Annotated in this window: 23 protein-coding genes; 16 read left to right on the top strand and 7 right to left on the bottom strand. The window is 63.3% G+C overall.

Annotation, left to right across the window (positions count from 1 at the left end; all coding sequences use genetic code 11):
- Positions 1–10 precede the first annotated feature (10 nt).
- Positions 11–958: a LysR family transcriptional regulator gene (locus tag BRPE64_RS28800; RefSeq protein WP_051180591.1), complete on the top strand. Its 948-nt coding sequence runs from the start codon at positions 11–13 to the stop codon at positions 956–958.
- Between the two features lie 237 nt (positions 959–1,195).
- Here BRPE64_RS28800 and BRPE64_RS28795 read toward each other — a convergent pair whose 3' ends face one another.
- Positions 1,196–1,453, bottom strand: a complete 258-nt coding sequence (locus tag BRPE64_RS28795; protein ID WP_016348516.1) for a hypothetical protein — start codon at positions 1,451–1,453, stop codon at positions 1,196–1,198.
- A 414-nt stretch (positions 1,454–1,867) separates the two neighbouring features.
- Between BRPE64_RS28795 and BRPE64_RS28790 the strand changes: the two genes are divergently transcribed.
- The 6 genes from BRPE64_RS28790 to BRPE64_RS28765 all read left to right on the top strand — a co-directional run bounded on the left by BRPE64_RS28790 (position 1,868) and on the right by BRPE64_RS28765 (position 8,155).
- The gene (locus BRPE64_RS28790; RefSeq protein WP_016348514.1) at positions 1,868–2,269 is read left to right on the top strand and encodes a thioesterase family protein; all 402 of its coding nucleotides are present in this window, start codon (positions 1,868–1,870) and stop codon (positions 2,267–2,269) included.
- A 26-nt stretch (positions 2,270–2,295) separates the two neighbouring features.
- Entirely contained in the window at positions 2,296–3,645 is a 1,350-nt protein-coding gene (locus BRPE64_RS28785; protein ID WP_044043834.1) for a phenylacetate--CoA ligase family protein, read from the top strand.
- On the top strand, positions 3,642–4,412 hold the full coding sequence (locus BRPE64_RS28780; protein WP_044043532.1) for an enoyl-CoA hydratase/isomerase family protein: 771 nt from the start codon (positions 3,642–3,644) through the stop codon (positions 4,410–4,412). The genes BRPE64_RS28785 and BRPE64_RS28780 overlap by 4 nt, the downstream gene beginning before the upstream one ends.
- Entirely contained in the window at positions 4,409–5,128 is a 720-nt protein-coding gene (locus BRPE64_RS28775) for an HAD family hydrolase (protein ID WP_016348511.1), read from the top strand. The genes BRPE64_RS28780 and BRPE64_RS28775 overlap by 4 nt, the downstream gene beginning before the upstream one ends.
- A complete protein-coding gene (locus BRPE64_RS28770) occupies positions 5,125–6,258 on the top strand; it encodes a branched-chain amino acid ABC transporter substrate-binding protein (RefSeq protein ID WP_016348510.1) in 1,134 nt (377 codons plus the stop codon). Before BRPE64_RS28775 ends, BRPE64_RS28770 begins: the two co-directional genes overlap by 4 nt.
- 88 nt (positions 6,259–6,346) lie before the next feature.
- Positions 6,347–8,155: a sigma-54 interaction domain-containing protein gene (locus tag BRPE64_RS28765; protein WP_016348509.1), complete on the top strand. Its 1,809-nt coding sequence runs from the start codon at positions 6,347–6,349 to the stop codon at positions 8,153–8,155.
- A 19-nt stretch (positions 8,156–8,174) separates the two neighbouring features.
- Here the strand turns inward: BRPE64_RS28765 and BRPE64_RS28760 are convergent, their stop codons facing one another.
- A complete protein-coding gene (locus tag BRPE64_RS28760; RefSeq protein WP_016348508.1) occupies positions 8,175–8,888 on the bottom strand; it encodes a TetR/AcrR family transcriptional regulator in 714 nt (237 codons plus the stop codon).
- Positions 8,889–9,065: 177 nt separating this feature from the next.
- Here BRPE64_RS28760 and BRPE64_RS28755 point away from each other — a divergent pair, with 177 nt between their 5' ends.
- The 3 genes from BRPE64_RS28755 to BRPE64_RS28745 all read left to right on the top strand — a co-directional run bounded on the left by BRPE64_RS28755 (position 9,066) and on the right by BRPE64_RS28745 (position 11,869).
- On the top strand, positions 9,066–10,205 hold the full coding sequence (locus BRPE64_RS28755; protein WP_044043530.1) for an FAD-dependent monooxygenase: 1,140 nt from the start codon (positions 9,066–9,068) through the stop codon (positions 10,203–10,205).
- 184 nt (positions 10,206–10,389) lie between these two features.
- Positions 10,390–10,572 (top strand): 10-carbomethoxy-13-deoxycarminomycin esterase, encoded by a 183-nt coding sequence (locus tag BRPE64_RS32550; RefSeq protein WP_408608272.1) that lies wholly within the window; start codon positions 10,390–10,392, stop codon positions 10,570–10,572.
- 94 nt (positions 10,573–10,666) lie between these two features.
- A complete protein-coding gene (locus BRPE64_RS28745; RefSeq protein ID WP_044043527.1) occupies positions 10,667–11,869 on the top strand; it encodes a GGDEF domain-containing protein in 1,203 nt (400 codons plus the stop codon).
- Between the two features lie 13 nt (positions 11,870–11,882).
- Here BRPE64_RS28745 and BRPE64_RS28740 read toward each other — a convergent pair whose 3' ends face one another.
- Positions 11,883–12,119 carry a DUF2964 family protein gene (locus BRPE64_RS28740; protein WP_016348504.1) on the bottom strand — a complete coding sequence of 79 codons (237 nt, stop codon included), beginning with the start codon at positions 12,117–12,119 and terminating at the stop codon, positions 11,883–11,885.
- Between the two features lie 166 nt (positions 12,120–12,285).
- Between BRPE64_RS28740 and BRPE64_RS28735 the strand changes: the two genes are divergently transcribed.
- Complete coding sequence (locus BRPE64_RS28735; protein WP_016348503.1) at positions 12,286–13,050, top strand: bestrophin-like domain; 765 nt, start codon at positions 12,286–12,288, stop codon at positions 13,048–13,050.
- A gap of 25 nt (positions 13,051–13,075) precedes the next feature.
- Here BRPE64_RS28735 and BRPE64_RS28730 read toward each other — a convergent pair whose 3' ends face one another.
- A complete protein-coding gene (locus tag BRPE64_RS28730) occupies positions 13,076–14,278 on the bottom strand; it encodes a sensor histidine kinase (RefSeq protein ID WP_044043525.1) in 1,203 nt (400 codons plus the stop codon).
- Here BRPE64_RS28730 and BRPE64_RS28725 point away from each other — a divergent pair.
- The 3 genes from BRPE64_RS28725 (at position 14,268) to BRPE64_RS28715 (ending at position 17,642) form a co-directional block, all read left to right on the top strand.
- On the top strand, positions 14,268–14,528 hold the full coding sequence (locus tag BRPE64_RS28725) for a transcriptional regulator LysR family (RefSeq protein ID WP_016348501.1): 261 nt from the start codon (positions 14,268–14,270) through the stop codon (positions 14,526–14,528). The genes BRPE64_RS28730 and BRPE64_RS28725 overlap by 11 nt on opposite strands.
- A gap of 35 nt (positions 14,529–14,563) precedes the next feature.
- The gene (locus BRPE64_RS28720; protein ID WP_016348500.1) at positions 14,564–15,046 is read left to right on the top strand and encodes a VOC family protein; all 483 of its coding nucleotides are present in this window, start codon (positions 14,564–14,566) and stop codon (positions 15,044–15,046) included.
- A gap of 67 nt (positions 15,047–15,113) precedes the next feature.
- Positions 15,114–17,642: an ATP-binding protein gene (locus BRPE64_RS28715; RefSeq protein WP_016348499.1), complete on the top strand. Its 2,529-nt coding sequence runs from the start codon at positions 15,114–15,116 to the stop codon at positions 17,640–17,642.
- A gap of 65 nt (positions 17,643–17,707) precedes the next feature.
- Here the strand turns inward: BRPE64_RS28715 and metE are convergent, their stop codons facing one another.
- Complete coding sequence (metE, locus tag BRPE64_RS28710) at positions 17,708–19,999, bottom strand: 5-methyltetrahydropteroyltriglutamate--homocysteine S-methyltransferase (protein ID WP_016348498.1); 2,292 nt, start codon at positions 19,997–19,999, stop codon at positions 17,708–17,710.
- A 111-nt stretch (positions 20,000–20,110) separates the two neighbouring features.
- Here metE and BRPE64_RS28705 point away from each other — a divergent pair, with 111 nt between their 5' ends.
- Positions 20,111–21,025, top strand: a complete 915-nt coding sequence (locus tag BRPE64_RS28705) for a LysR family transcriptional regulator (protein ID WP_044043832.1) — start codon at positions 20,111–20,113, stop codon at positions 21,023–21,025.
- 97 nt (positions 21,026–21,122) lie between these two features.
- A complete protein-coding gene (locus tag BRPE64_RS28700) occupies positions 21,123–21,452 on the top strand; it encodes an HdeA/HdeB family chaperone (protein ID WP_016348496.1) in 330 nt (109 codons plus the stop codon).
- Between the two features lie 327 nt (positions 21,453–21,779).
- Here BRPE64_RS28700 and benD read toward each other — a convergent pair whose 3' ends face one another.
- A complete protein-coding gene (gene benD, locus BRPE64_RS28695) occupies positions 21,780–22,556 on the bottom strand; it encodes a benzoate diol dehydrogenase BenD (protein WP_016348495.1) in 777 nt (258 codons plus the stop codon).
- Complete coding sequence (gene benC / locus BRPE64_RS28690; protein WP_016348494.1) at positions 22,553–23,575, bottom strand: benzoate 1,2-dioxygenase electron transfer component BenC; 1,023 nt, start codon at positions 23,573–23,575, stop codon at positions 22,553–22,555. The genes benD and benC overlap by 4 nt, the downstream gene beginning before the upstream one ends.
- Between the last annotated feature and the right edge of the window lie 8 nt (positions 23,576–23,583).

The following is a 23,583-nucleotide window of genomic DNA, read 5'->3' as shown; positions in this document are numbered from 1 at the left end:
CGAAATGGCAATGGACCAGCTTCTTGCGTTGCGCGTGTTCGTGCGTATTGCCGAATCCGGCGGCTTTAGTCGCGCGGCGGACATGTTGAACATGCCTAAGCCCACGGTCACGAAGCTAATTCAGGATCTGGAAGCGCACTTGGGCACCCGGCTCTTGCAGCGCTCCACGCGCAAGGTGACAGTCACGCAGGAAGGGCAGACCTACTACGCCTACGCAATCAAATTGCTGGCCGATGTCGAGGAAATGGACACGCTATTCGCCGATGCGCACGGCGGTCCTCGCGGACGCTTGCGGGTCGATATCGGATCGTCGCTTGCCAATCTGATTTTGCTGCCGCATCTGCCTTCGTTTCGACGGCGCTATCCCGAGATTCAACTCGAACTGGGTGTAGGCGATCGCGAGGTGGACCTGATCGGCGAAGGTGTCGATTGCGTGATTCGCGGCGGCGAACTCACGGATACGTCGCTCGTTGCGAGACGGCTCGCGAGCCTCGACTGGGGCACATATGCATCGTCGGACTATGTATCGGCGCGCGGCACGCCATCGCATCCGGACGAATTGCGCGCGGCGCATGACGTGATCGCCTACTTCTCGTCGCGCACGGGCCGCATGTTCGAGCTGACGTTCGAGCACGGCGACGAGACCATTCGAATCGATCCGCGCGGCGGATGCGGCGTGTCGGTCAACGAAAGCACCGCGCATTTGACGGCGCTCGTGAGCGGACTGGGCGTCGGTCAGACATTCGCGTTCATGGCCGCGCCGTGGCTGCAAAGCGGCGATCTCGTGGCGCTGTTGCCGCAGTGGACGCGTCCGCTGCATCCGTTGAGCATCGTGTTTCCGAAGTCCCGACATGACAGCGCGCGCTTGCGGGCATTCGTGGACTGGGTGCTCGACGTGTTCCGGCCTTATGACGCCGCGCAGGTCTTCCGCGAGCAGGAGATTCCCTCAGTCGAATAAGCGCCCGCGCTATTACGCTTTGCCTTTTGAGCGCAACGCTGCAAATGTGGTCGCCCCGGTATTTTTAGAAATATAACGAGCGATGCGATGCGCACACGCGCCGCTCCACTACCGGAGGGAGTTGACCGATGAGATTTGCCCTTGATTTGAGGCCGCGCTGATCTACGCCATGCGAAAGGGAGAAGGAACACCCCGGTTCCTTCTCCCTTCCGGCTGCGGCGACAGAACTTCAGAACATCAGAACTTCACGCCTTGCAGCAGGCTGCCCACGGAGGCGATCGACTTCGTGATGTTGGTCAGATCGACATCCGTGTGCTGCGACGCGTCCACCTGAATCACCGGCGCCACGTTGGTCTGCGGGCTCGCGAACGAGAAGCCGCTTTGAGAGTTGGCGTTGATGCCGTTGTTCTGGAAGATGTTGAAACCGCCGGTGACTGCGGCCATTTCCGCACGGTCGAGTTCCTTGCTGACGGCCAGATTGTCGATCTTCAACATGATGAATCTCCTGATGACTCGGTGGGTTGGATGAGCATCGATTCGTTGCGCTCGCAGCTACTATTGCGAGAGGCGTGCCAGGCGTGTGTCCTGCGTCCGAGCGCGCGACCTAACGTGCTGAAAATAAACATAAAAATCGCTTAGAAATACGTCTTCGCCTTGATGCTCGCAGCATCATCTTTCGACGATGTGTTGGGCCCGCAAAAACGCATCGACGCGACCTGTCGGCGCGCGAACGACAGCACGCCCGGAGCGTAAGCCAACCCGACGACCGTTTCGAATCGCAACGTCAAGAATCTTTACGGTCGGCGAATCCGGCCGCTGTTAAAAGCTCGCCAAGCCTTGTCGCACGGGCCTCTGCCGCATATGGCCCGGCCCTTGCACTAGTGCGCTCCAGACAACCCGGAGCCGCACATGATCGAACCAGGCCGAGCCGCCACGCTCACGCGCACCGTCACTGCCGCGGACCTCGCGTCCGCCTACGCGCAGGCAGAAGGCGAACGCTATCCCGATGTGCTGTCCACGCCCGCGCTGCTCGCGCTCATCGAACGCGCTTGCGCCGATGCGATGCGCGACGCGGTCGGCGCGGCGCAACTGTCCGTCGGCGTGACGACGCATCTCAACCATCTCGCGCCGACGCCGCTCGGCGCCGACGTCTCCGCGACCGCGACCTTTCGCGGCATCGAAGGCGCGCTGTACTGGTTCGATGTCGTCGCTGCCGATGCGGGCGGACCGGTCGGCACGGCGAGCCACGCGCGGGCCATCGTCGAACGGGCCGCCATCGAAGCGCGCGCCGCCAAACGCCGCGCCCTATGAACCACGCATACGACAAAAGGAACGACATGGACGTGGCTGCACATCCCGCGACACACGGCGTCTTCTTCGACGAAGCGTTCGAAACGCTCCCGCCCGCCGGCGTGCGACGCCATCAGGACGCGCTCTGGGCCGCGCAATGGCCTTATCTGCGCGCGCGGTCCGCGTTCTACCGGACGAAACTCGCGCGCTGGATCGGGCGCGACGACATCACGCTAGACACCTTGCAGGAACTGCCCTTCACCGAAAAGGACGAACTGCGCGTGAGTCAGGAAGGCGCGTCGCCGTATGGCGATTACGTCGCGTGTGCGGAAAGCGGCATCGCGCGGCTGCATCGCACGTCGGGCACGACCGGCCGGCCGCTGATTCTCGCCAACAGCACGCGCGACGCGCAGGACATCGCCCGCGTCGGCGCACGTTCGATGTGGGCCGCGGGACTGCGGCCCGACGACCGCGTGGTGCATTGCCTCAACTACTGCATGTGGACGGGCGGCTTCACCGATCACACGATTCTCGAAGCGACGGGCGCAACCGTCGTGCCGTTCGGTGTCGGCAGCACGCGTCTTCTGATCGATTCGATTCTGAGCCTCGGCATCAACGCGATATCGTGCACGCCGTCGTATCCGGCGCTCATCGAACAGGTGTTGCGCGAAACCGGTGGCCCCGCGCCGCGCGATCTCGGCCTGAAGCTCGGGCTGTTCGGCGGCGAAGCGGGCCTCGACAATCCCGAGTTGCGCGCCGCGATGGAAGACAAGTGGGGCTTTCAGGTGCGCAACGCGAACTTCGGCCTGTCCGAAGTGCTGAGCATTCTCGGCGGACAAACGGACTGGACCCACGATCTGCTGTATCACGCGGCCGACGTCGTATTCGCCGAGATCGTCGATCCGCAGACACTTGCGCGCGTGCCGATCGAAGCGGGCGCGACGGGCGAACTCGTCTGCACGCATCTGCGCAAGCAGTGTCAGCCGCTCGTGCGTTATCGAACGCGCGATGTCGTCACGGTGACTGCAGCCGATCCCGGTCCGGACGGCCGCAGCGCGTGGCGTTTTCGCGTGACGGGCCGCACCGACGACATGTTCAACGTGCGCGGCGTCAACGTGTTTCCGGGCGCGGTGCGGCTCGCGGTCGAGGCGCTGCCGCAGTGGGCGTCGGGCATGTTCCGCATCGTGCTGAAGGGACCGGGGCCGTATGACCGCATCGCGATGACGGTCGAGGCCGCGCACGGCTTGCCCGTCGAACGCTGGAACGACGCGGCGATGCGCATCGAGGCGGCGGTGCGCGAACGCATCGGCGCGAGCGCCACGGTGACGATGGTCCCGTTCGAGCATTTCCCCCGCACCGAAGGCAAGACGCGCTGGATCGACAAGGAGCCCGCATGAGCTACGTCAGGACGAGCATGGAAGGACCGGTCGCGATCGTGACGCTCGATCGCACCGAACGGATGAACGCGATCAGCGGCGCGCTGCTCGACGATCTGCACGACGCGCTGCAACGCGCGAACGACGATCCCGCCTGCCGCGTGATCGTGCTGACCGGTGCGGGCCGCGCGTTCTGCGCCGGCGACGACCTCAAGGAATTCGGCGAGCAGAGCGCGACCGACGCGAGCATCCGCAGTCATATCGAACGCATTCAGCGCATCACGCGCGATCTGATGTTCGGCGCGAAGCCGGTTGTCGGCGCGGTGCATGGCTTCGCTGTCGGCGGCGGCTTCGAGTGGATGCTCAATTGCGACATCGTCGTGGCGTGCGACGATCTCGTCGCGTTCTTTCCGGAGATGGAGTGGGGCCAGTTCGTGACGGGCGGCGTCACGCATCTTTTGCCGCAGGCGATCGGCCATCAACGCGCGATGGAACTGTGGCTGCTGGGCGAACGGCAGAGCGCGCAGTCCTTGCTGTCGATGGGCCTCGTCAATCGCGTCGTGCCGCGCGAGGCGATGCTCGACACGGCGCTTGCGCTCGCTGCGCGCATCGCCGGGAGATCGCATACGTCGATAGCGCGGCTCAGGCGGCTCGTGACGACGGAACTGTCGGGCACGCTCGCGCGCAGTCTCGAACTCGAAAGCGCGGCCACCGTCGATGCCTTCGCGGACCCCGACGCCGCCGAACGCGTGAAGGCTTTCGCCACGCGCAAGGAGAAAGCGCGATGAACCCGAAAGCCCTGACGTTCGACTACTTCGGCACGCTCGTCGACGTGGATCGCGGCGGCACGCTCGGCATGGCGGAAGTGCTGCGGCGTTTGTCCGTCGAAACCGGCGACTCCGCGTTCGATGTCTATCTCGACTGGGACATCCGCAACGTGCGGCTCTATCGCGGGCAGGCCTACACGCGTTATCGCGATGTCGCGCAGCAGGCGCTCGCGGCCGTGCTCGATGCACGCTGGCCCGGCGCGCGCCGTGGTCATGCGCTCGACGCGCTCGCGGACGTGTTCCTCACGCATCTGGTCGAAGCGTCGCCCGCGCATGCGGATGCCGTGCCGTTTCTCGACTGGGCCGCCGCGCGTTATCCGCTGATGCCGGTCACCAACATGGACAGCGACTTGTGGCGTCGCACGCAACTCACGCGCTACTTCGAGCACGTCACGACAGCGGAGATGGCGCAGGCGTACAAGCCGTCGCAGGCCATCTTCGCGCTCGCGCTCGACCGGCTCGCGCTGCCCGCGCAGGATGTGCTGCATTGCTCGCTCGCGAGCTGGGCCGACATCGACGGTGCAAAGCCGCTCGGCATGGCGGTGGCGTGGATCAATCGCGGCGCGGACACGCTCGGCACGTGGCAGCCGCGCCCGGATTTCGAGTTCGACACGTTGTCGCCGGTACGGGACGTTCTGGAAAGTCTGTCATTCACAGCGACTGGGGAAACGAGATGAAACCGATGAAGATCGCGATGACGTTCATCGCATGCGCCGCGATGCTATGCCGCGTTGCGTACGCGCAGGAAGTGGTGAAGATCGGCGTGGCGGGTCCGCTCACGGGCAGCGCCGCGCAAAGCGGCAAGGACGACGAGCGTGGCGTGCGCCTGGCCATCGACGAACTCAACGCGAAAGGCTTTGCGATCGGCGGCAAGCCCGTGCGTTTCGAATTGATCTCGATGGACGATCAGGGCGATCCGAAGGTCGGCGTGAACGTCGCGCAGAAGCTCGTCGATGACGGCGTGGCCGCGGTCATCGGCCATTACAACTCGGGCGTCAGCATTCCGGCGGCGCGCATCTACAACGAGGCGCACGTCGTGATGATGACGGGCGCATCGTCGAATCCGGATCTCACGCATCTCGGCTATCCCTATGTGTTTCGCCTGGCCACCAACGACAACGTGATGGGCGGGCGCATGGCGGCCTATTCGGCGAAAGTGCTGGGCGCGCAGCGGGCCGCCGTGATCGACGACCGGACCGCGTACGGCACAGGCGTCGCCGATGTGTTCATCAAGACCGCGCAGAAAGAGGGGCTGCAGATCGTCGCGCGCGAATACAGCACCGACAAGGCGACGGACTTCAAGGCCATTCTCACGCAGATCAAATCGCGCAATCCGCAGGTCGTGTTCTATGGCGGCTACTACGCGCAGGCCGCGACGCTCGCGCGGCAGATGAGCGAGCTGGGCCTGACTGCGACGCTCGTCGGCGGCGACGGCATCTGTTCGCCCGAGTTCGACAAGCTCTCGGCGGGCGTCGCGGACAAGCGCATGTTCTGCGCGCAAGGCGGCGCGCCGCTCGACACGCTGCCCGACGGCAAGACCTTCCGCGCGAAGTTCAAGAGCACCTTCAGCGCCGATGTCGACACTTACGCGCCCGCGTTCTATGCGGCCACGCTCGTCGTCGCGGATGCGATGCAGAAATCCGGTTCCGCGAAGCCCGAAGTGTTCGTGAAGACGTTACGCGATCAATCGTTCAACAGCATTCTCGGCCCCGTGAAGTTCGATGCCAACGGCGACTGGATCGATGCGCCCGTCACGGTGTACCGGCTGAACGGTGGCGCGCTGACCGCGATCGCGCAGAAGGACTGAGCGGCGCGGCGTCATGCCGATACACGGCGGGCCGCGGGATTTTGTCCTGATATAGTCGAAGCCGTTGCCCGACCGTTTGCAGGGAGACATGGCCACCGTCGCGCTCGATCCCGACATCGCCACGCTGGAGAGCGCGCTCGCCTCCGATCGCTGGCGCAATGCGCGCCGTCTCGCCGCGCGCGAGGCCGGCGCGTGCATCTTCACGCTGGATCGCGGCGGGCATGTGCTGGAAGGCGCCGCGCATATCGCCGATGCGCGGCTCGACGCATTTTTCGCGCAGTGTCCGTCCGAACGGCTCGCGGCGCTCGCGGAAGCGGCCACGGTCGCCGCCGACAGCCGCTGCGTGATGCTGCCGCCGCACGGAACCGCAGCGGCCGTTGCGCAGGCGTTCGCGCTGCGCGTCGATGCGCACGGGCGGCGCGTCTTTCTCGTCGCGCTATGCACGCCTCCCGCATCCGGCGATACATCGCCCGCATCGTGGATCGCATTACTCGGCGCGACGCTCGACGTCGTGTTGCACAGCGCGTTCGATCTCGCCGCGTACGACACGCTCGTCGAGGAACAGCGCGCGATCATCGATCATATCGGCGACGGCTTGATGGTGATCGGACAGGGTCATGTGCTGCGGCACGTCAACTCGGTTGCGGGACGCATTCTCGGCATCGATCCGAAGGCGAGCATCGGCAAGACGCTCAACGAAGTGATCGACTTCGAGCCGATCGTCGGACCGATCTTTCGCACGGCCGTGGGTTATGTCGATCGCGAACTCATCATCGATTCGCCGGCGCGGCATCTGCATCTGCTCGACACCGCCATTCCCATCAAGAACCGCTGCGGCGAAGTGGTGTCCGTCGTCAACACGTTTCGCGAGATGCGGCGCGTGCGCAAGATGGCGGGGCGCTATGCGGGCAATCACGCGCGCTTCACGTTCGACAGCGTGATCGGCACGAGCGCCGGCCTGAAGCGCGCGCTCGACGCCGCGAAGAAGGCGGCGCGCGGCGCGTCGAACGTGTTGCTGTCCGGCGAGAGCGGCGTCGGCAAGGAAGTGTTCGCGCAGGCCATTCACAATGCGGGCGCGCGCGCGGCGCAACCGTTCATCGCCATCAATTGCGCGGCGCTGCCGCACGCGCTGATCGAGAGCGAACTCTTCGGTCATGCGCCCGGCAGCTTCACCGGCGCGGCGCGCGATGGCCGGCCCGGCAAGTTCGAATCCGCCGATGGCGGCACCGTGTTTCTCGATGAAATATCGGAGCTGCCCATCGACGTGCAGGCGAAGTTGCTGCGTGTGCTGCAGGAGCGCGAGGTCACGCGGATCGGCGACACGCGCGGCATTCCCGTCGATGTTCGCATCATCTGCGCGAGCAATCGCAATCTCGCGTCGATGGTGCTCGCGAAGACCTTCCGCGAAGACCTGTATTACCGCTGCAATGTGATCGAAATAACCATTCCACCGCTACGCGAGCGGCGTGAAGATATTCGCGCGATGGCGGAATTCTTTCTCGCGCGATACTGCACGCGCATGCACAAGCCGACGCCCGAACTCGCCGCCCACGCGCTGCGGCAACTTGAAGCGCACGACTGGCCGGGCAATGTGCGCGAGATGGAGAACCTCGTCGAGAAGATTGTCAACTTCAACGAGGGCGAGCGCATTGCGGATATCGCTTCGCTGCTCGGCGGCGCGTCTGTGTCGCAATCGGGTGCTGCGTCTGTCGCGACGCAGCGCGAGCCGGTGTCGCTGAAGGAGGCGGAGCGCGTGGCGATCGAAGCCGCGCTCGAAGCGTGCAAGTTCAACGTGACGAACTGCGCGAAGCTGCTGCAAGTGTCGAAGCCCGCGCTCTACGCGAAGATGAAGCGGCACGGCATTCGGATCGAAAGATCGTTGCGTCAGCCGCTTTGATGCCTATAAGAACGGGCCTTTACTTCGCCTTGACCGGCGGAAGCTGAATGTAGTCCAGCGCGGCCGCGACGAGTTCATCGGCGTTGCGAATGCCTTGCGCCGATGCAGCCAGCCCGTTGAGACGCCCGTCGATCAACAGCAGCGCGAGTCCGTGCACGTAAGCCCACGCGGCAGTCAGCGCCACGGCGCGCGTTGCATCCATGGGGGCGAAGGCGTCTTTGCCTGCGGGCGGCGCGGCGGCTTCTTCGCCGTACACGCCTGCGAGCGCGAGACCGGCCGCTCGTCGGGCTTCGATCAGCGATGGGCGGTTCGCATCGAACATCTCGCCTCGCGACATGAGGCGCATGAGGTCCGGATTCTTTTTCGCAAACGCGATATAGCCGCGCGCGATCGCGTGACGCCGCTCCGCCGTTCCTTGCACGGCCTCCGCGTGACTGGCGATCGATGCGGACAAACGCATGAAGCCGGTCGCGGCCAGTTCGCTCAGCACGCCCGCCGTATCGCCGAAATGGTGCTGAGGCGCGGTATGCGAGACGCCGGCTTCGCGCGCGATGGCCCGCAAGCTCAACCCGCCGATGCCTTCGCGCTTGAGCACCGCTTCCGCCGCCGCCAGCAGCGCCTGCGGCAGCGAGCCGTGGTGATAAGGCCTGACTGCTTCTTCGGCGGACGGCCTGGCGGACGTCTTCTTCGCTCGCGTCGCGGCCGCCGGACGGCGCGTGTTCGTGTCGCTCATGACTACGGGTCTCGCATGCGTTTTTACAATGGAAGCCGATAGTGGCCGCATTCCGTTCGCAAGTCAATCTTTACGATGGAAAAATACTTTGACAAGCATAGCATTCGCCATCACTATCTGTTCCCTGAAGCGGGGCCGCGGGTTCAGTCATCCATCGGACAGCAACGAGGTACCTTCATGAAAGGCAAGGTTTTGATTTCGGGTGCGGGCGTCACCGGTCTTGCGCTGGCGTTCTGGCTGGATCGCGCGGGTTTCGCGGTGACGCTCGTCGAGCGTTCCGCCGGATTTCGGCGCGGCGGGCAGGCGGTCGATATTCGCGGCGTGGCGCTCGATGTCGTGCGCGCAATGGGCCTGCTCGATGACGTCCGCGCATTGCGCACGCAGCTCAAAGGCATGTCCATGCTCGACGCCGAAGGCAACGAGATTCATCGCACGGAAGAGCGCACGTATAGCGCGGGACGTCTGGACAGCGAAGACATCGAAATCTTTCGCGACGATCTCTGCGAGTTGCTGATGCGCGCGTTGAGCGAGCGCGTCGAGTTCCTTTACGACGACAGCATTCGTGCGATGAATGATCATGGCGATGCCGTGAGCGTCGAATTCGCGAGCGGCCAGACGCGTCGTTTCGATCTCGTCGCAGGCGCGGACGGCATCTATTCCAACGTGCGCAAGCTGTGTTTCGCTAGCGAAGCCGAGATTGTTTTTCCGCTGGGCGTGGTGCTCGCGCTGTTCTCGACGCCGAATTCGATCGACCTCGACGACTGGCAGATCGGCCATCGCGTGGAGAGCTTCGGCTATGTGATCTACCCGAGCCGCGACAAGCGCGAGTTGCGGATCGGCGTGGGCTTCGAGGCGCCCGAACCACCGCTGTCACGCGGCGATCCCGACGGGCAGAAGCGCGTCGTCGCACAGCACTGCGCGCATCTGAAGGGCGATTTCCCGCACTTTATCGATGCCATGAAAACGACGGAGCAGTTCTATTACAACGAACTCGCGCAGGTTCGCATGCCGTCGTGGTCGAAGGGACGCGTGGTGCTTGCGGGCGACGCGGCCTATTGCGCGTCGCCTTTCTCGGGGCAGGGTACGAGCCTTGGACTCGTCGGCGCGTTCGTGCTGGCTCATGAACTGGCGCAGGCGCAAGATGTTGCCGCTGCGTTTGCCACCGCGTTTTCCGCCTATGAAACGCGCATGCGGCCTTATGTCGATCTGAATCAGGCGCTGGTCGATCTCGATCGACAGGGGCCGGTGCCGGATGAATTGCTGGACGAAGCCAAGAACGGTATCGACTTGTCGGATTTGTTGGAGCGGCGAGCCTGAGTCGAACGCGCGCGAGGAACGTCATGCCGCAAATCCGAACGATGCACACCGACGATTTGCGCAGCGTCTCGCGCTTCGTCCCGACGGCCTCACGCCGGCCCTGGCGAACAACAGCAATCAAGCGCGCGCACAGAAGGCCGCGACCGCGCTGACCACGGCGGACCTTGCCGCGATCGCCTTGCCGGTGCTGATCGTGCACGGCAGCGATGACCCGATCTTCCCGGCCGCGCACGCGCAATGGGCGGCGACCGTGCTGCGCGATGCGGACTTGCGCGTCATCGACACGATGGGGCACGCGCTCGATCCGGCGTTCTTTCGCGAGATCGCCGATGCACTGAGCGGCTTCTGCCTGCGACACGCCGGTTGAACCGACTTGCGCCGATACGGCTCAAGTCTTCGCCGTGTCTGCCGTAAACAAGTCGTACGGCAAAGTCTTCAGGAAACATCGGGCAAGCGAGAGCATGCATGTCGATCTCATCACCATCTATCTGCTAGCGATTGGCACACTGCTCGCCAGTTGCGGCATGACGCTCTGGGAGCGTCGGACGCACGTCGCGCGCAAGAAAGAATTAGGGACACTCGCGGCGGCGTACGCCACGCTCGCTGCAGGCTGCGCGGCGGTTTCCGTGCGCCACCAGTTGCCCGGCGCAATCGGCTCGGCGCTTGCCAATCTCATCATGGTGTCAGGCTATTTGCTGATTCTGCACGGCGTCGCCGTGTCGAACGGGCGGCATTATCGGGCGCTGTCGGCGTGGATGCTGGTCGGCGTGGCGATCGCGTGGAGCATCGCGGGCGTGCGCTGGGAAACGAGCATGTGGAATTACTGGAGCGCGATTCCGATCTCCATCGCATGCGGCATGGCGGCGCGCGAACTCGTGCGCGGCAACGGGGCGAAGCGCGTGCAGTCGCGGGATATCGCGGCGATCGTATCGGGCACGCACGCGGTGTTCTATGCCGCGCGGGCGTGCGTGCTGCCGTGGGCCGCGACATGGCTCGGCCACGGCGGCTTGTCGGCCATCGCGAAGCTGACCATGTACGAGGGCGTGCTGTATTCGGTGATTCTGCCGATGACCTTGCTCAGGCTCGTTCGCGACGAAGCCCACGGCGAGTTGTTGATGGAGTCGCGCACGGATTATCTGACGGGCCTCGGCAATCGCCGCTGGTTCTTCGAAGAGGGCGCGCGCGTCATCCGGCGCGGCGATGCGGCGCGGCCGGTGTCGCTGCTTGCGCTCGATCTCGACAACTTCAAGACGATCAACGACCGATACGGCCACGACGCCGGCGACGAAGTCCTCAAATCGTTTGCGCGCGCCGCGAAAGCCGTGCTCGGGCAGGACGCCGTGTTCGCGCGTATCGGCGGCGAGGAATTTGCCGTCGTGCTCCGCGATCATGACCGCGTGCGGGCGAGAGCGGTGGGCGAGGCCGTCGCCGGACGGTTCGCGCAAACCGTCACGTACAGCGCGGAGGGCACCGGGATACGCGCGACGGTGAGCATCGGCATGGCGCAATCCGGCGCGGAAGCATCGACGCTGGCCGAGTTGCTCGCGGCCGCGGATCGGGCGTTGTACAGCGCGAAGGCGCTCGGCGGCAACCGGCTCGAAGCCGCTCAGTTCGTTGCGCGCGCGCAAGCGGTCCGCGATGGCGTCGCGTGCAGCGGGCGATAATCTGCCGCGTTCGTTATGCCGATTCGTCGTCGCGAACGAACAGCATCGAAATATAAAGCACGGTCGATACGGCGATTATCCCGACGCCCACGAACACTTTCGTCCGATTGAATTCGAGGCCGCCGTCGATTGCCACGCCGATTCCGGCGACGGACGCGAGCGTGCCTATCGTCGCGAGGCCGACATGCGCCTTGCTCAGGAACAGACGACGCCGCCTTCTTCCGGCTTCGCTGAACGGTCCTCGTTCCATTGCATCCTCCCATGATCCCGGTTTCGATGTAACCGGCGAACTAAATCTATCGCCCCAAACGGTCGATTGATTTATTCGACAGCCAGCCGCCCGCATTTGCACTATCGATACACACAAATCGCCGCGCGCACCAGTGCCCGCGTGCCTCTTCCCGGGGGAACCTCGAATGGCAGAGTTCATCGCTCATCCGGCTGTGCTGTTCATCGTGCTGCTCGCGCTTTTCATCGCCGCGGTGGCCTTCGGCGCATACGTGCTGCGGCGTGTCGCCGTGTTGCCGGACAGAGATCGCGAAGACTTCAACATCGTTCAGACATCGACGCTGACTTTGCTCGCGCTGCTCGTCGGCTTCAGCCTCTCGATGGCGGTCAGTCGTTACGACCAGCGCAAGAATCTCGAAGAGGGCGAAGCGAATGCCATCGGCACCGAATTCGTCCGCGCGGATCTGGCCGACGCCGCTCAAAGCGCAAAAATCAGGTCGGCGCTGATCCGCTACACCAAACTGCGGCTGGCGGATTACCGGACGCGCGCTTCCGACACGCTCAACAGCATCGAGCGCGATACGGCAAACGTGCAGACAGAGCTGTGGCAACTCGCGACCGAAGTCGCACGCGACAAGCCGACGCCGATCAGCGCGCTCGTCGTCGCCGGCATGAACGACACGCTCAACTCGCAGGATTACGCCGAGGCGGCGCGAATCAATCACATTCCGCTCGGCGCGTGGTTCCTGATGATCGTCATCGCGGTCATGGCTTGCGCGGTGCAGGGCTATGGCGCAAAGGGGAGCCTGCGCAAAGGACTCTTGCTCACGATCCTGCCCGCGACGGTCGCGCTTTCGCTGGCGCTCATTTCCGATATCGATAGCCCGCGAGGCGGCATCATCCACGTCGAGCCGCAGAATCTCGCCAGGCTGCTGAAGTCGATCGAAAAGTAATCTTGCGATCCGGCCGCGCGACGCTCTAACGCGCCAGCTTGTTCAAAGGCAACGCGAACTCGATTTGCAGACCTTGTTCGCGCCAGTCCTGCGCGAGCGTTCCACCGAAGTGGCGCGCAATGGTGTTGCGCAACAGCGTGCTGCCGAAGCCGTGCGGTCGCGGGGATTCCGTGATCGCGGGTCCGCCGGTCTCGCGCCAGCGGATGAAGAGGTTGTCGTCGCGCCGTTCCCAGTCCACCGACACCTGACCCGCGTCGGCGGACAAGGCGCCGTACTTCACCGCGTTCGTCGCGAGTTCGTGGAAGACGAGCGCGAGGCTCGTTGTTGCGCGGTCGCCGAGTTCCACGTCCTCTCCGGCCACGATCACGCGCTTTTCCGCCATCGCCCCATAGGGCCTGAAGATGGCGTCGGTCAGCGCATGCAAGGTGGTGGCGCACGGCTGCGTTGCGCCGGTCGCGGGATCGGCGTGGTGAAGGACGAGCGCGTGCGCCGCGGCCAGCGCGTGCAGGCGGCCCGAGAGCGTTTGCGCGAATTCCGGCGTCGATGAAGCCGAGCGTTTGCCGACGTGAATCATGGCATCGACAACGGAAAAGACATTGTTGACGCGATGATTCATCTCGCACGTCAGCATTTCTTGCTGTGCAAGCGCTTCCTGCAATCGTTGCTGATTCTGCAACACGGCCAGCGCAATACCGACGAACGACGCCAGTTCCTGCATGATGCGCGCGTGGCCGCTGTCGAAGTGCCGTTCCTCCTGAGCGACGATCCACAGCGTGCCGAGCGGCTGGCCGTGAGCGACATAGAGCGGCACCAGAAGCACTTCGGGACAGACCACGCCGGCCTCGGCAATCCACGCATAGTGCCGCTCCGGATGACGCGTCAGCGTGGGTTCGAAGCGATCGAGGCAGACGCCGCACGGGCTGTGATTGCGCGGCGTCGTCGCGCCTTCGAAACACGCCAGTTCGCCGCGCAGATCGCGCCAGCGAAAAATGCCGGGCGTGCCTTCCTGCGGTTCGAAGGCGCTGATCCCGGCGGATGCCGCGCCGGTCATCTGCATTGCGCGTTCGACGAATCTCGGCAGAACCTGTTCGGGATGATCGAGCATCTGCCCCACGACGTCCTGCAGCGCGAGCTTTTCGCCGAGATGATCGACGACCTTCGGCACCCGGCGATGCAATTCAGCCGTAATGTACAAGTCGGGAGGGGGAACCGCGTCGATGGCTGTCATGTCGTCGGATCCAGGTTCGCTTGCATGGGATCATGTCGAGCATACCCGAATCGGTTCGGCCGAAGTAACAGTGATTATCCCGCAGCGGCTGCGCCGATGGCTCGCTCGTGGCCGTGCTGCGCGAGTTCACCGCCGACTCGATCCGTTCCGCGCGCTCTGGTCGTCGGGACGCATGACGCCGCCCAACGTGCGCGTCTTCGTGGACTTTTTGAGCCGGCATCTGTTTCCCGAGGATCGTGAAGCGTCGTGATATCGTCGGCACCATCTTTCTTTAAGGAGAGTGCGATGAGCGAACTTGTCACCTGTCTATGGTTCGACGAAGGCCGCGCGCGTGAAGCGGCAGAGTTCTACGCCGCGACGTTCCCCGACAGCCATGTCGGCGCGGGCCATGCATCCGCCAAACCGGGCGTGGGACAAGGCCCGGAACTGACCGTCGAATTCACCGTGCTCGGCCAGCGCTTCATCGGGCTGAACGGCGGTCCCCATTACAAGCCGAATGAAGCGATCAGCTTCATGGTCCAGACCGACAGCCAGGAAGAGACCGACCGCTACTGGAACGCGGTCGTCGGCAACGGCGGACGCGAGGCGCCATGCGGATGGTGCAAGGATCGCTGGGGCTTCTCGTGGCAGATCACACCCAAACGTTTGCTCGATATCTTCGGCGGTTCCGATCGCGATGCCGCCCGGCGCGCCATGGACGCGATGATGACGATGAAGAAGATCGACATCGCGGCGCTCGAACGCGCCGCAGCAGGCGACAAGGCATAAAACAGAACGGCGGGGCGACGGGAACACTTGTTGCTCCAGTGCCGTCGCACCGATTACACATCATCGAATGAATAACGCTTCCGATTCCGAAAGTCTTCGCCTGGCTGCGCTGTCGCGATACGACGTTCTGGACACCCCCCGTGAACAAGCCTTCGACGAAATCGCGAACCTCGCCGCGGCGCTGTGCCGCGTGCCGATTGCGCTCGTCAATTTCATCGGCGACGGGCGTCAGTTCTTCAAGGCGGAGGTCGGTCTCGGCGTGCGCGAGACGCCGCTAGAAAGCTCGTTTTGCGCAAAGGCGCTGCTGGAAGAAGAGTTCCTCTACGTTGCGGATGCACGCGCGGACCCGCGTTTCGCGTGCAATCCGCTCGTCACGGGCGAGCCGCATTTGCGCTTCTATGCGGGCGCGCTGCTGAAGACCGAAGACGGCGTGGCTATCGGCACGCTGTGTGTGCTCGATTACGAGCCGCGCAGTCTCGACGATGTGCAAATGCAGGCTTTACGCGTGCTCGCGCGTCAGACGATGGCCGCGCTCGAACTGCGCCGCGCGATGAAAAGCGCCGAAGCCGAGCGGGCGCGCTATAGCGCACTGTTCAACGCCATCGACGACGGCTTCTGCATCATCGAATTTTTCGACGGCCCGCACGGTCCGCTCAGCGACTATGTTCACGTCGAAGCGAATCCGGGCTACGAGCGTCATACGGGCATTCGCGACATTGTCGGCAAGACCTTGCGCGAAGTCGATCCGACCGACGCGGACCGATGGATCGAGCTTTACGGCACCGTGCTGCGCACTGGCGTGCCGACGCGTTTCGAACGCTATTTCCTGACCGCGGGACGTCATATCGAAGTGTCGGCGTCGCGCGTCGAACCGCAGAGCCTGCGGCAAGTCTCGGTGTTGTTCCGCGATATTTCGGCGCGCAAGAAGTCCGAAGAAGCGTTGCGCGCGAGTGAGGCGCTCGCGCGTCAGAACATTCTGCGCGTGCAACTCGCGCTGGCGGCCGGGGCGATCATCGGCACATGGTTTTGGGACTTGCCCAACGACCGCTTTACCGTCGATGAAGCCTTCGCGGAAGCGTTCGGCCTCGATCCCGCGCAAGGACACGACGGCCTGAGCCTTGCTCAAGTGATCGCGAACGTGCATCCCGATGACCGTCAGGACCTGATCGCCGCGATAGAACAAGCTATCGCGCGTGGCGGGCATTACGCGCATCAGTACCGCGTGCGGCGCGCGGACGGACTTTTCTATTGGATCGAAGCCAACGGACGCGTGAACCACGACGCGAACGGCAAGCCGCTGACCTTCCCCGGCGTCGTGCTCGATGTGGACAAGCGTCGCGCGGTCGAAGAGGAACGCGATCGCGCGGCGGCTTCGCTGCGGACGCTGAACGACACGCTCGAACAACGCGTGGCCGAGCGCACCGCCGAACTGATGCGGGCAGAAGAGCAGCTTCTGCAATCGCAAAAGATGGAAGCCGTGGGCCAGCTCACCGGCGGGCTCGCGCATGACTTCAATAACCTGCTGGCGGGCGTGTCGGGCTCGCTGCAATTGCTGAGCATACGGCTGAGTCAGGGACGCGTCGCGGATGTCGATAAATATGTCGTGGCCGCGCAGGGCGCGGTGCGTCGTGCGGCGGCGCTGACGCATCGGCTATTGGCGTTTTCGCGGCGGCAGACGCTCGACCCGCGTCCCACGGATGTGAACGCGCTCGTCAACGGCATGACCGATCTGATTCAGCGCACGGTCGGCCCCGGCATTCGCGTGGAGGCGGTCGGCGCAACCGGACTGTGGCCGGCGCTGGTCGATTCCGGGCAACTCGAAAATGCGCTGCTCAACCTGTGCATCAACGCGCGGGACGCGATGCCTGACGGCGGCCGCATCACCATCGAGACTGCGAACAAATGGATCGATCGCAGCGCGGCCATAAGCCATGACATGCCGGAAGGCCAGTTCCTTTCCCTGTGCGTGACGGATACCGGCACCGGCATGACGCCCGATATCATCGCCAAGGCGTTCGATCCGTTCTTCACCACCAAGCCGATCGGCATGGGCACCGGTCTCGGCCTCTCGATGATCTACGGCTTCGCCAAACAATCGGGCGGTCAGGTGCGGATCTATTCGGAAGTCGGGCAGGGCACAACGGTGTGCATCTACTTGCCGCGCTTCTATGGCGATGTCGATCGCGAAGCCCTCGATCAGAACGCCTCGCCCATCTCGGGCACCGAGGCGGGCGAGACCGTGCTGGTCGTCGACGATGAACCGAGCGTGCGCATGCTCATCACCGATGTGCTGGAAGAACTCGGCTACACGGTCATCGAAGCGGGCGACAGCGTGACCGGGCTCAAGCTGTTGCAGTCGAACGTGCGGATCGATCTGCTGATCAGCGACGTGGGCCTGCCCGGCGGCATGAACGGCCGTCAGATGGCGGACGCGGGCAGACAGACGCGGCCCGATCTGAAGGTGCTGTTCATCACCGGTTATGCGGAGAACTCGGTTATCGGCAATGGCCGTTTGGAGCCGGGCATGCAGGTGCTGACCAAACCGTTCGCGCTGGAAACGCTCGCCGCACGCGTGCGGCAACTCGTCGATGGCTGATCGCGTGGGCGTCGTCCATTCATTGCGTGATGCATCGCGAGCGTCATCGCATTTGCAATGAACATCTACGCGGACTGTCGCAACGCGTGCGCGGCCGCCACCATGTTTTGCAGCGCGGGAATGACCTCTTCCCACTGACGCGTTTTCAGGCCGCAATCCGGATTCACCCACAAACGTTCCGCCGGAATGCGCTCCGCCGCCTTCTTCATCAAATCGACAATGTGCTCGCGGCTCGGGATGTTCGGCGAATGGATGTCGTACACGCCCGGCCCGATCTGATTCGGATACGCGAAGTCATCGAAGGCGTCGAGCAGTTCCATGTCGGAGCGCGACGTTTCGATGGTGATGACGTCGGCATCCATATCCGCAATCGACGCGATGATGTCGTTGAACTCCGAATAGCACATGTGCGTGTGAATCTGCGTCTCGTCCTTCACGCCGTTGGCCGTGATGCGGAACGATTCCACCGCCCAGCGCAGATAGTCGTTCCACTGCGAGCGGCGCAGCGGAAGACCTTCGCGCAACGCGGCTTCATCGATCTGAATGATGCGCACGCCGGCGCGTTCCAGATCGAGCACTTCGTCGCGAATCGCGAGCGCGAGTTGATGGCACGACACGGAGCGCGGTTGATCGTCGCGCACGAACGACCAGTTGAGGATCGTGACCGGGCCGGTCAGCATGCCCTTCATCGGCTTGCTGGTTTGCGACGCGGCGTACTCGATCCATTCGACGGTCATCGCTTTCGGGCGGCTGATATCGCCGAAGAGAATCGGCGGCTTCACGCAGCGCGAGCCATATGACTGCACCCAGCCGAACTCGCTGAACGCATAGCCTTCGAGTTGCTCGCCGAAGTATTCGACCATGTCGTTGCGTTCGGCTTCGCCATGCACGAGCACGTCGAGGCCGAGCGATTCCTGTTCTCTCACCGCGCGCGTGATTTCCTCTTTCATCGCTTGACGGTAGGCGGCTGCATCGAGTGCGCCGCTCTTGAACTGGCTGCGCGCATGGCGTATTTCAGGCGTTTGCGGGAACGAGCCGATGGTCGTCGTCGGAAAGGCGGGCAATGCGAGCATCGCTGCCTGTTTGTCCGCGCGCTGTGCGTAGGCGCTCTGACGCTTGCCGAGCGACGCATCGATCTTTGCAAGCGACGCCTGTACCGCCGGGTTATGCACGCGCTGCGACGTGCGCCGGTTTGCGATGGCGGCGGCATTTTCTGCGAGCGCATTAGCGACGGCGGCGCGGCCCTGATTCAACGCCTGGGCGAGCACGCCGAGTTCAGCGAGCTTTTGTACCGCGAACGCGAGCCATGATTTGATGTCGGCATCGAGCTTGACTTCGCTGTTCAGATCGACGGGAACATGCAGCAGCGAGCACGACGGCGCAATCCATAGACGTTCGCCGAGTTGTCGATGCAACGGTTCGAGCCAGTCGAGCGTGGCGTTGAGATCGCTCTTCCAGATGTTGCGTCCGTTGATAACGCCCACTGAGAGCATGGACGTATCCGGCAATTGCGCAATGGCCTGTTCGATTTCGTCACGCGCGTTGATCGCATCGATATGCAGGCCATCCACCGGCAGCTTGCACGCGAGCGCAAGGTTCTCCTGCAACTGCCCGAAGTAAGTCGCGACGAGCACGCGCACGCGACGCGCCGACAGCGCATCGTAGGCGGTCACGAATGCATCGCGCCAGCGCGCATCGAGTTCGGTGACGAGCGCGGGTTCGTCGATCTGCACCCAGTCCACGCCGAGCGCGGCGAAATGATCGAGCAATGCGGCATACACCGGCAGAATGCGCGGCAACAGCGCGAGCTTGTCGCTGTCGTCCTTGGCCTTGCCGAGCCACAGATACGTCACCGGTCCGATGATGACGGGCTTGGCGTTCAGCCCCTGCGCGCGCGCTTCACCGACTTGCTCGATAAGACGCGAGGCGTCGAGGCTGAACTGTGTGTTCGCATCGAACTCCGGCACGATGTAGTGATAGTTCGTGTCGAACCACTTCGTCATTTCGCCTGCCGCCACACCGCTGCAGCACGCGGCGTGTTCTTCCGCGCCTTGAGCCGAACGGCCGCGCGCCACGCGGAATGAGTTGTCCAGTGCGTCGCCGTGAAAGTTGCGCACGCGCTCGGGCAGATTGCCGAGCGTGAAGCTCATGTCGAGCACCTGATCGTAGAACGCGAAATCGCCTGCGGGCACATAGTCCAGACCGGCCTGTTCGTGCCAGTGCCGCGCGCGAAGCGTCGCGCCGAGGGCTTTCAGTTCGTCGCGCGACGATTCGTTTTTCCAGTACTTTTCGAGCGCGAACTTTAGTTCGCGTCTGGCGCCGATGCGCGGAAAGCCCAGGTTGTGCGTGGTAGCCATCGTGCGTTGTTGTCCGTTAAAGAGAAACTGCTGACGATGATAGAATTTTCGACGTATGAATAAAAATGGATTATTTTCATACTTCGATTAACTTTGTTCATGGAGAGCGCGATGCTCGAGCGCAGTCACTTGATGGTCGTGCGGGAAGTCGAGAAGCAGGGATCGCTGACCGCCGCGGCCGACGTGCTGAATCTCACGCAGTCCGCCCTGAGTCATGCGGTGAGAAAGCTCGAACAGCAACTCGGCACGCCGGTCTGGACGCGCGAAGGGCGCAGCATGCGGCTCACGCAGGCGGGCCAATATCTATTGGGTCTTGCCAACCGCATGCTGCCGCAATTCGAGCAGGCCGAAGCGCGCATGAAGCAGTATGCGCAGGGCGAGCGGGGCACGTTGCGCATCGGAATGGAGTGCCATCCGTGCTATCAGTGGCTCATGAAAGTGGTGTCGCCGTATCTGGCGAGCTGGCCGGACGTCGATGTCGATGTGAAGCAACGCTTCCAGTTCGGCGGCGTCGGCGCGCTGTTCGGCTACGACATCGACGTGCTCGTCACGCCCGATCCGCTCAAGAAAGCAGGGCTGCGTTTCGAGCCGGTGTTCGATTACGAGCAAGTGCTCGTGGTGGCCGAGGAGCACGCGTTGGCATCCGTTGCCTATGTCGTGCCCGAGCAGCTTGCGTCCGAAGTGCTCATTACGTATCCGGTCGAAACCGATCGGCTCGACATCTATACGCAATTCCTGACGCCCGCGAATGTCGTGCCGCGACGCCAGAAGGTGATCGAAACCAGCGACATCATGATGCAGATGGTCGCAAGCGGGCGCGGCGTGGCGGCGCTGCCGCGCTGGCTTGCGGAAGAGTATGCGGAACGCATGCCGCTTACGCCGCTCAAGCTGGGGAAGAAGGGCATCGCGAAGAAGATTTGCCTCGGCGTTCGCGAGGCGGACCGTTCCATCGACTATCTCGCGGCTTTCGTCGCCTTGGCGCGTGACGCGGACTGGACGCGCGCGAAAATCCGCACGAAGCGTTGACCCTCGACATGCGGCGGCGCAACGCGTAATTCACGGCTAATTCAGCGGGGCGAAGATGACACATCGCCAAGTCGTTCTCAACCCCAAGGAGTTATCCATGAAGCACATCGCCAAGATCGCCACCGTTTTGCTCTGCGTCGCCGTATCGCAAGCGGCCAGCGCGCAGGAAAAGAAAGTCAGCCCCATGAAAATGACGTGCTCGGACTACGCGGCCGTCGATGAAGCGTATCGCCCGGCGCTGGTCTACTGGGTCGCGGGCGTCGACAAGCTCGGCGTCAAGGAAACGGACACGTTCACGGTGGATACGGCTCAGCCCGTCGGCGCGGCCGTGCTCGAAGAGTGCAAGAGCGATCCGAAGGCATCGTTCGTATCCAAGGTCAGATCGATGATCAAGGCGAAGAAGATTTCGCTTTTCGAGCATCATTGACGCGGTTTTCGGTGTTCGAGCGTTGCGCGCATCAGCCTGGCGCGGGCCGCACATCGCGTAGCGACGCTTTCGACATCTGCTCATTCTTCGCTCATTCAAGGCGCGCATGATCGGTCGTATGGATTCGCAGCAATCCGATCATCACTCGTCAGACGAGAGCCGCCATGAAAATGCAATCTACATCGTATGTCGAGGTTCTTCTCGAACGGCTGGCGATGCGTGCCGACAGCGTCGTGTTGCGCTATCGGGATCGTGCCGCCATCGAGCGGATGTGTGCGTATTCTCGCGATGACGACATCCCTTTAGACTGCTCGACGCTTGCGAACATCAGCCCGTGTCGCCGCCCGCAACCGGCAACACGGTGCCGGTGATATAGCCCGCTTCGTCCGACGCGAGAAATAGAATCGGCGCGACCTGTTCGTTGATGCTGCCATAGCGTTTGAAGAAGGTGGAATCAGTGACCTGCTTCACCGCTTCGCTCATCCATGCTTTCTCCTGCTCGCTGTCGCCGGATGCGTTGCGCGGAACGCGTCGTGCAGGCGCTGTCGTGCCACCGGGCGCGGTCGCGACCACGCGGATATTCTGTTCCGCATATTCCATCGCCAGCGATTGCGTGATCGCGTTGACGCCACCCTTCGCCGCCGAGTAGGGCACGCGTCGAATGCCGCGCGTCGCATTCGACGAAACATTGACGATAGTTCCGCCGCCACGCGCAAGCAAGTGCGGCAGTACCGCGTGACAGGCATAGAGCGTGGGCATCAGCGATCGGCGAATCTCCGCATCGATCTGCGCCGGCTCGAACTCGGCGAACGGACGCATGCGGATCGCACCGCCCACTCCATTGATGAGTATGTCGATGCCGCCGAATCTTTGCGCCGCGAAATCCATCGTCGCTTTAGCGCCTTCATACGTTTCCAGATCGGCGATAAAGCCTGCGGTGTCCGCGTCCCCGGCCTCGGCTGCGACTTCGGCGACGAAATCCGCCCGATCGACAAACAGCACACGTGCGCCTTCTTCCGCAGCGCGCAGCGCGACGCCCCGCCCGATGCCCTGTGCCGCACCGGTCACGACCATCACCTTGCCAGCAAATCGTTTCGTGTTCATGCGGTCACCGGTGCGGCGTTGGGAGTGAACTTCTCGTAGTGGAAGCTGTTGGGCTTGACGCCGTTGTCGTCGAAATACTTGCGCACGGCATCGACCATCGGCGGCGGACCGCACAGATACACATCGACATCGCCATCGTTCAGCGCCTCGGGCGGCATATGCTGCGTCACCCAGCCCTTGCGCGGATGGCTCGATGCAGCATCGGCCACGACCGTTGCGTACGTGAAGTTCGGCAGCTTCGCCTTATATGTCTCGATCGCTTCGACCAGCACGAGATCGAGGTCGCGCGTCACGCCGTAAATCAGATGCACATGCTGCTGCGGATTGTTGCGCGTCAGCACTTCGAGCATCGAGAGGAAGGGCGCGAGTCCCGTACCGCCCGCGAGGAACAGAACGGGCCGCTCGACGGCGCGCAGATAGAAGCTGCCGAGCGGACCGGTCAGCTGCACCTTGTTGCCGGGCCGCGCGGCTTCGAGCCATGTGCTCATGAGGCCGCCGGGAATCTTCTTGATCAGAAAGCTGATCTTCGATTCGCCCGGCGCGGACGAGAACGAATACGAGCGATGCAGCCCGCTCTCGGGCACGTCGATATTCACATACTGTCCCGGCAGAAAGACGGGCGCGCTGGCATCGACGTCGAGTTCAAGCACGACGGCCGCATCGTTATGCTGCTCGACCTTCGTGACGGTTGCGGCGAACTTGCTTTGCTCGGTCTTGCATGCTGTAGACGATGCCGGCACGGCAATCACGCAATCGCTTTGCGGGACCATCTGACAAGTGAGGACGAGGCCGCTGTCCTTCTCGTCTTCGCTCAGCGCGTCGTCGATATAGTCGTCGCCGAGATCGTAACGGCCGCTTTCGGCGCGGCATTTGCAGGTGCCGCATACGCCGTCGGAGCAATCCATCGGCAGATTGATTTTGGCGCGAAAGGCGGCATCGAGTACCTTCTCGCCGGCCTTGCATTCGACGAAGCGCGTGACTCCGTCTTCGAAATTCAGTGCAACGTTAAAGCTGGACATGTTGCCTT

The sequence above is a fragment of the Caballeronia insecticola genome (assembly GCF_000402035.1).
In the GTDB taxonomy this organism is placed as follows: domain Bacteria; phylum Pseudomonadota; class Gammaproteobacteria; order Burkholderiales; family Burkholderiaceae; genus Caballeronia; species Caballeronia insecticola.
The sequence above is the reverse complement of the archived record's forward strand: the minus strand, read 5'-3'. Positions and strand labels throughout refer to the sequence as shown.

Bases quoted from the DNA above. Each gene is read 5' to 3' on its own strand.
- BRPE64_RS28725 (WP_016348501.1), top strand. From the start codon at position 14,268: ATGGCTGTCATGTCGTCGGATCCAGGTTCGCTTGCATGGGATCATGTC.
- BRPE64_RS28760 (WP_016348508.1), bottom strand. From the start codon at position 8,888: ATGAGCGACACGAACACGCGCCGTCCGGCGGCCGCGACGCGAGCGAAG.
- BRPE64_RS28765 (WP_016348509.1), top strand. From the start codon at position 6,347: ATGGCCACCGTCGCGCTCGATCCCGACATCGCCACGCTGGAGAGCGCG.
- BRPE64_RS28785 (WP_044043834.1), top strand. From the start codon at position 2,296: ATGGACGTGGCTGCACATCCCGCGACACACGGCGTCTTCTTCGACGAA.
- BRPE64_RS28775 (WP_016348511.1), top strand. From the start codon at position 4,409: ATGAACCCGAAAGCCCTGACGTTCGACTACTTCGGCACGCTCGTCGAC.
- BRPE64_RS28700 (WP_016348496.1), top strand. From the start codon at position 21,123: ATGAAGCACATCGCCAAGATCGCCACCGTTTTGCTCTGCGTCGCCGTA.
- BRPE64_RS28745 (WP_044043527.1), top strand. From the start codon at position 10,667: ATGCATGTCGATCTCATCACCATCTATCTGCTAGCGATTGGCACACTG.
- BRPE64_RS28795 (WP_016348516.1), bottom strand. From the start codon at position 1,453: ATGTTGAAGATCGACAATCTGGCCGTCAGCAAGGAACTCGACCGTGCG.
- BRPE64_RS28755 (WP_044043530.1), top strand. From the start codon at position 9,066: ATGAAAGGCAAGGTTTTGATTTCGGGTGCGGGCGTCACCGGTCTTGCG.
- BRPE64_RS28715 (WP_016348499.1), top strand. From the start codon at position 15,114: ATGAATAACGCTTCCGATTCCGAAAGTCTTCGCCTGGCTGCGCTGTCG.
- BRPE64_RS28770 (WP_016348510.1), top strand. From the start codon at position 5,125: ATGAAACCGATGAAGATCGCGATGACGTTCATCGCATGCGCCGCGATG.
- BRPE64_RS28790 (WP_016348514.1), top strand. From the start codon at position 1,868: ATGATCGAACCAGGCCGAGCCGCCACGCTCACGCGCACCGTCACTGCC.
- benD (WP_016348495.1), bottom strand. From the start codon at position 22,556: ATGAACACGAAACGATTTGCTGGCAAGGTGATGGTCGTGACCGGTGCG.
- benC (WP_016348494.1), bottom strand. From the start codon at position 23,575: ATGTCCAGCTTTAACGTTGCACTGAATTTCGAAGACGGAGTCACGCGC.
- BRPE64_RS28780 (WP_044043532.1), top strand. From the start codon at position 3,642: ATGAGCTACGTCAGGACGAGCATGGAAGGACCGGTCGCGATCGTGACG.
- BRPE64_RS28720 (WP_016348500.1), top strand. From the start codon at position 14,564: ATGAGCGAACTTGTCACCTGTCTATGGTTCGACGAAGGCCGCGCGCGT.
- BRPE64_RS28800 (WP_051180591.1), top strand. From the start codon at position 11: ATGGACCAGCTTCTTGCGTTGCGCGTGTTCGTGCGTATTGCCGAATCC.
- BRPE64_RS28735 (WP_016348503.1), top strand. From the start codon at position 12,286: ATGGCAGAGTTCATCGCTCATCCGGCTGTGCTGTTCATCGTGCTGCTC.
- metE (WP_016348498.1), bottom strand. From the start codon at position 19,999: ATGGCTACCACGCACAACCTGGGCTTTCCGCGCATCGGCGCCAGACGC.
- BRPE64_RS28740 (WP_016348504.1), bottom strand. From the start codon at position 12,119: ATGGAACGAGGACCGTTCAGCGAAGCCGGAAGAAGGCGGCGTCGTCTG.
- BRPE64_RS28705 (WP_044043832.1), top strand. From the start codon at position 20,111: ATGCTCGAGCGCAGTCACTTGATGGTCGTGCGGGAAGTCGAGAAGCAG.
- BRPE64_RS28730 (WP_044043525.1), bottom strand. From the start codon at position 14,278: ATGACAGCCATCGACGCGGTTCCCCCTCCCGACTTGTACATTACGGCT.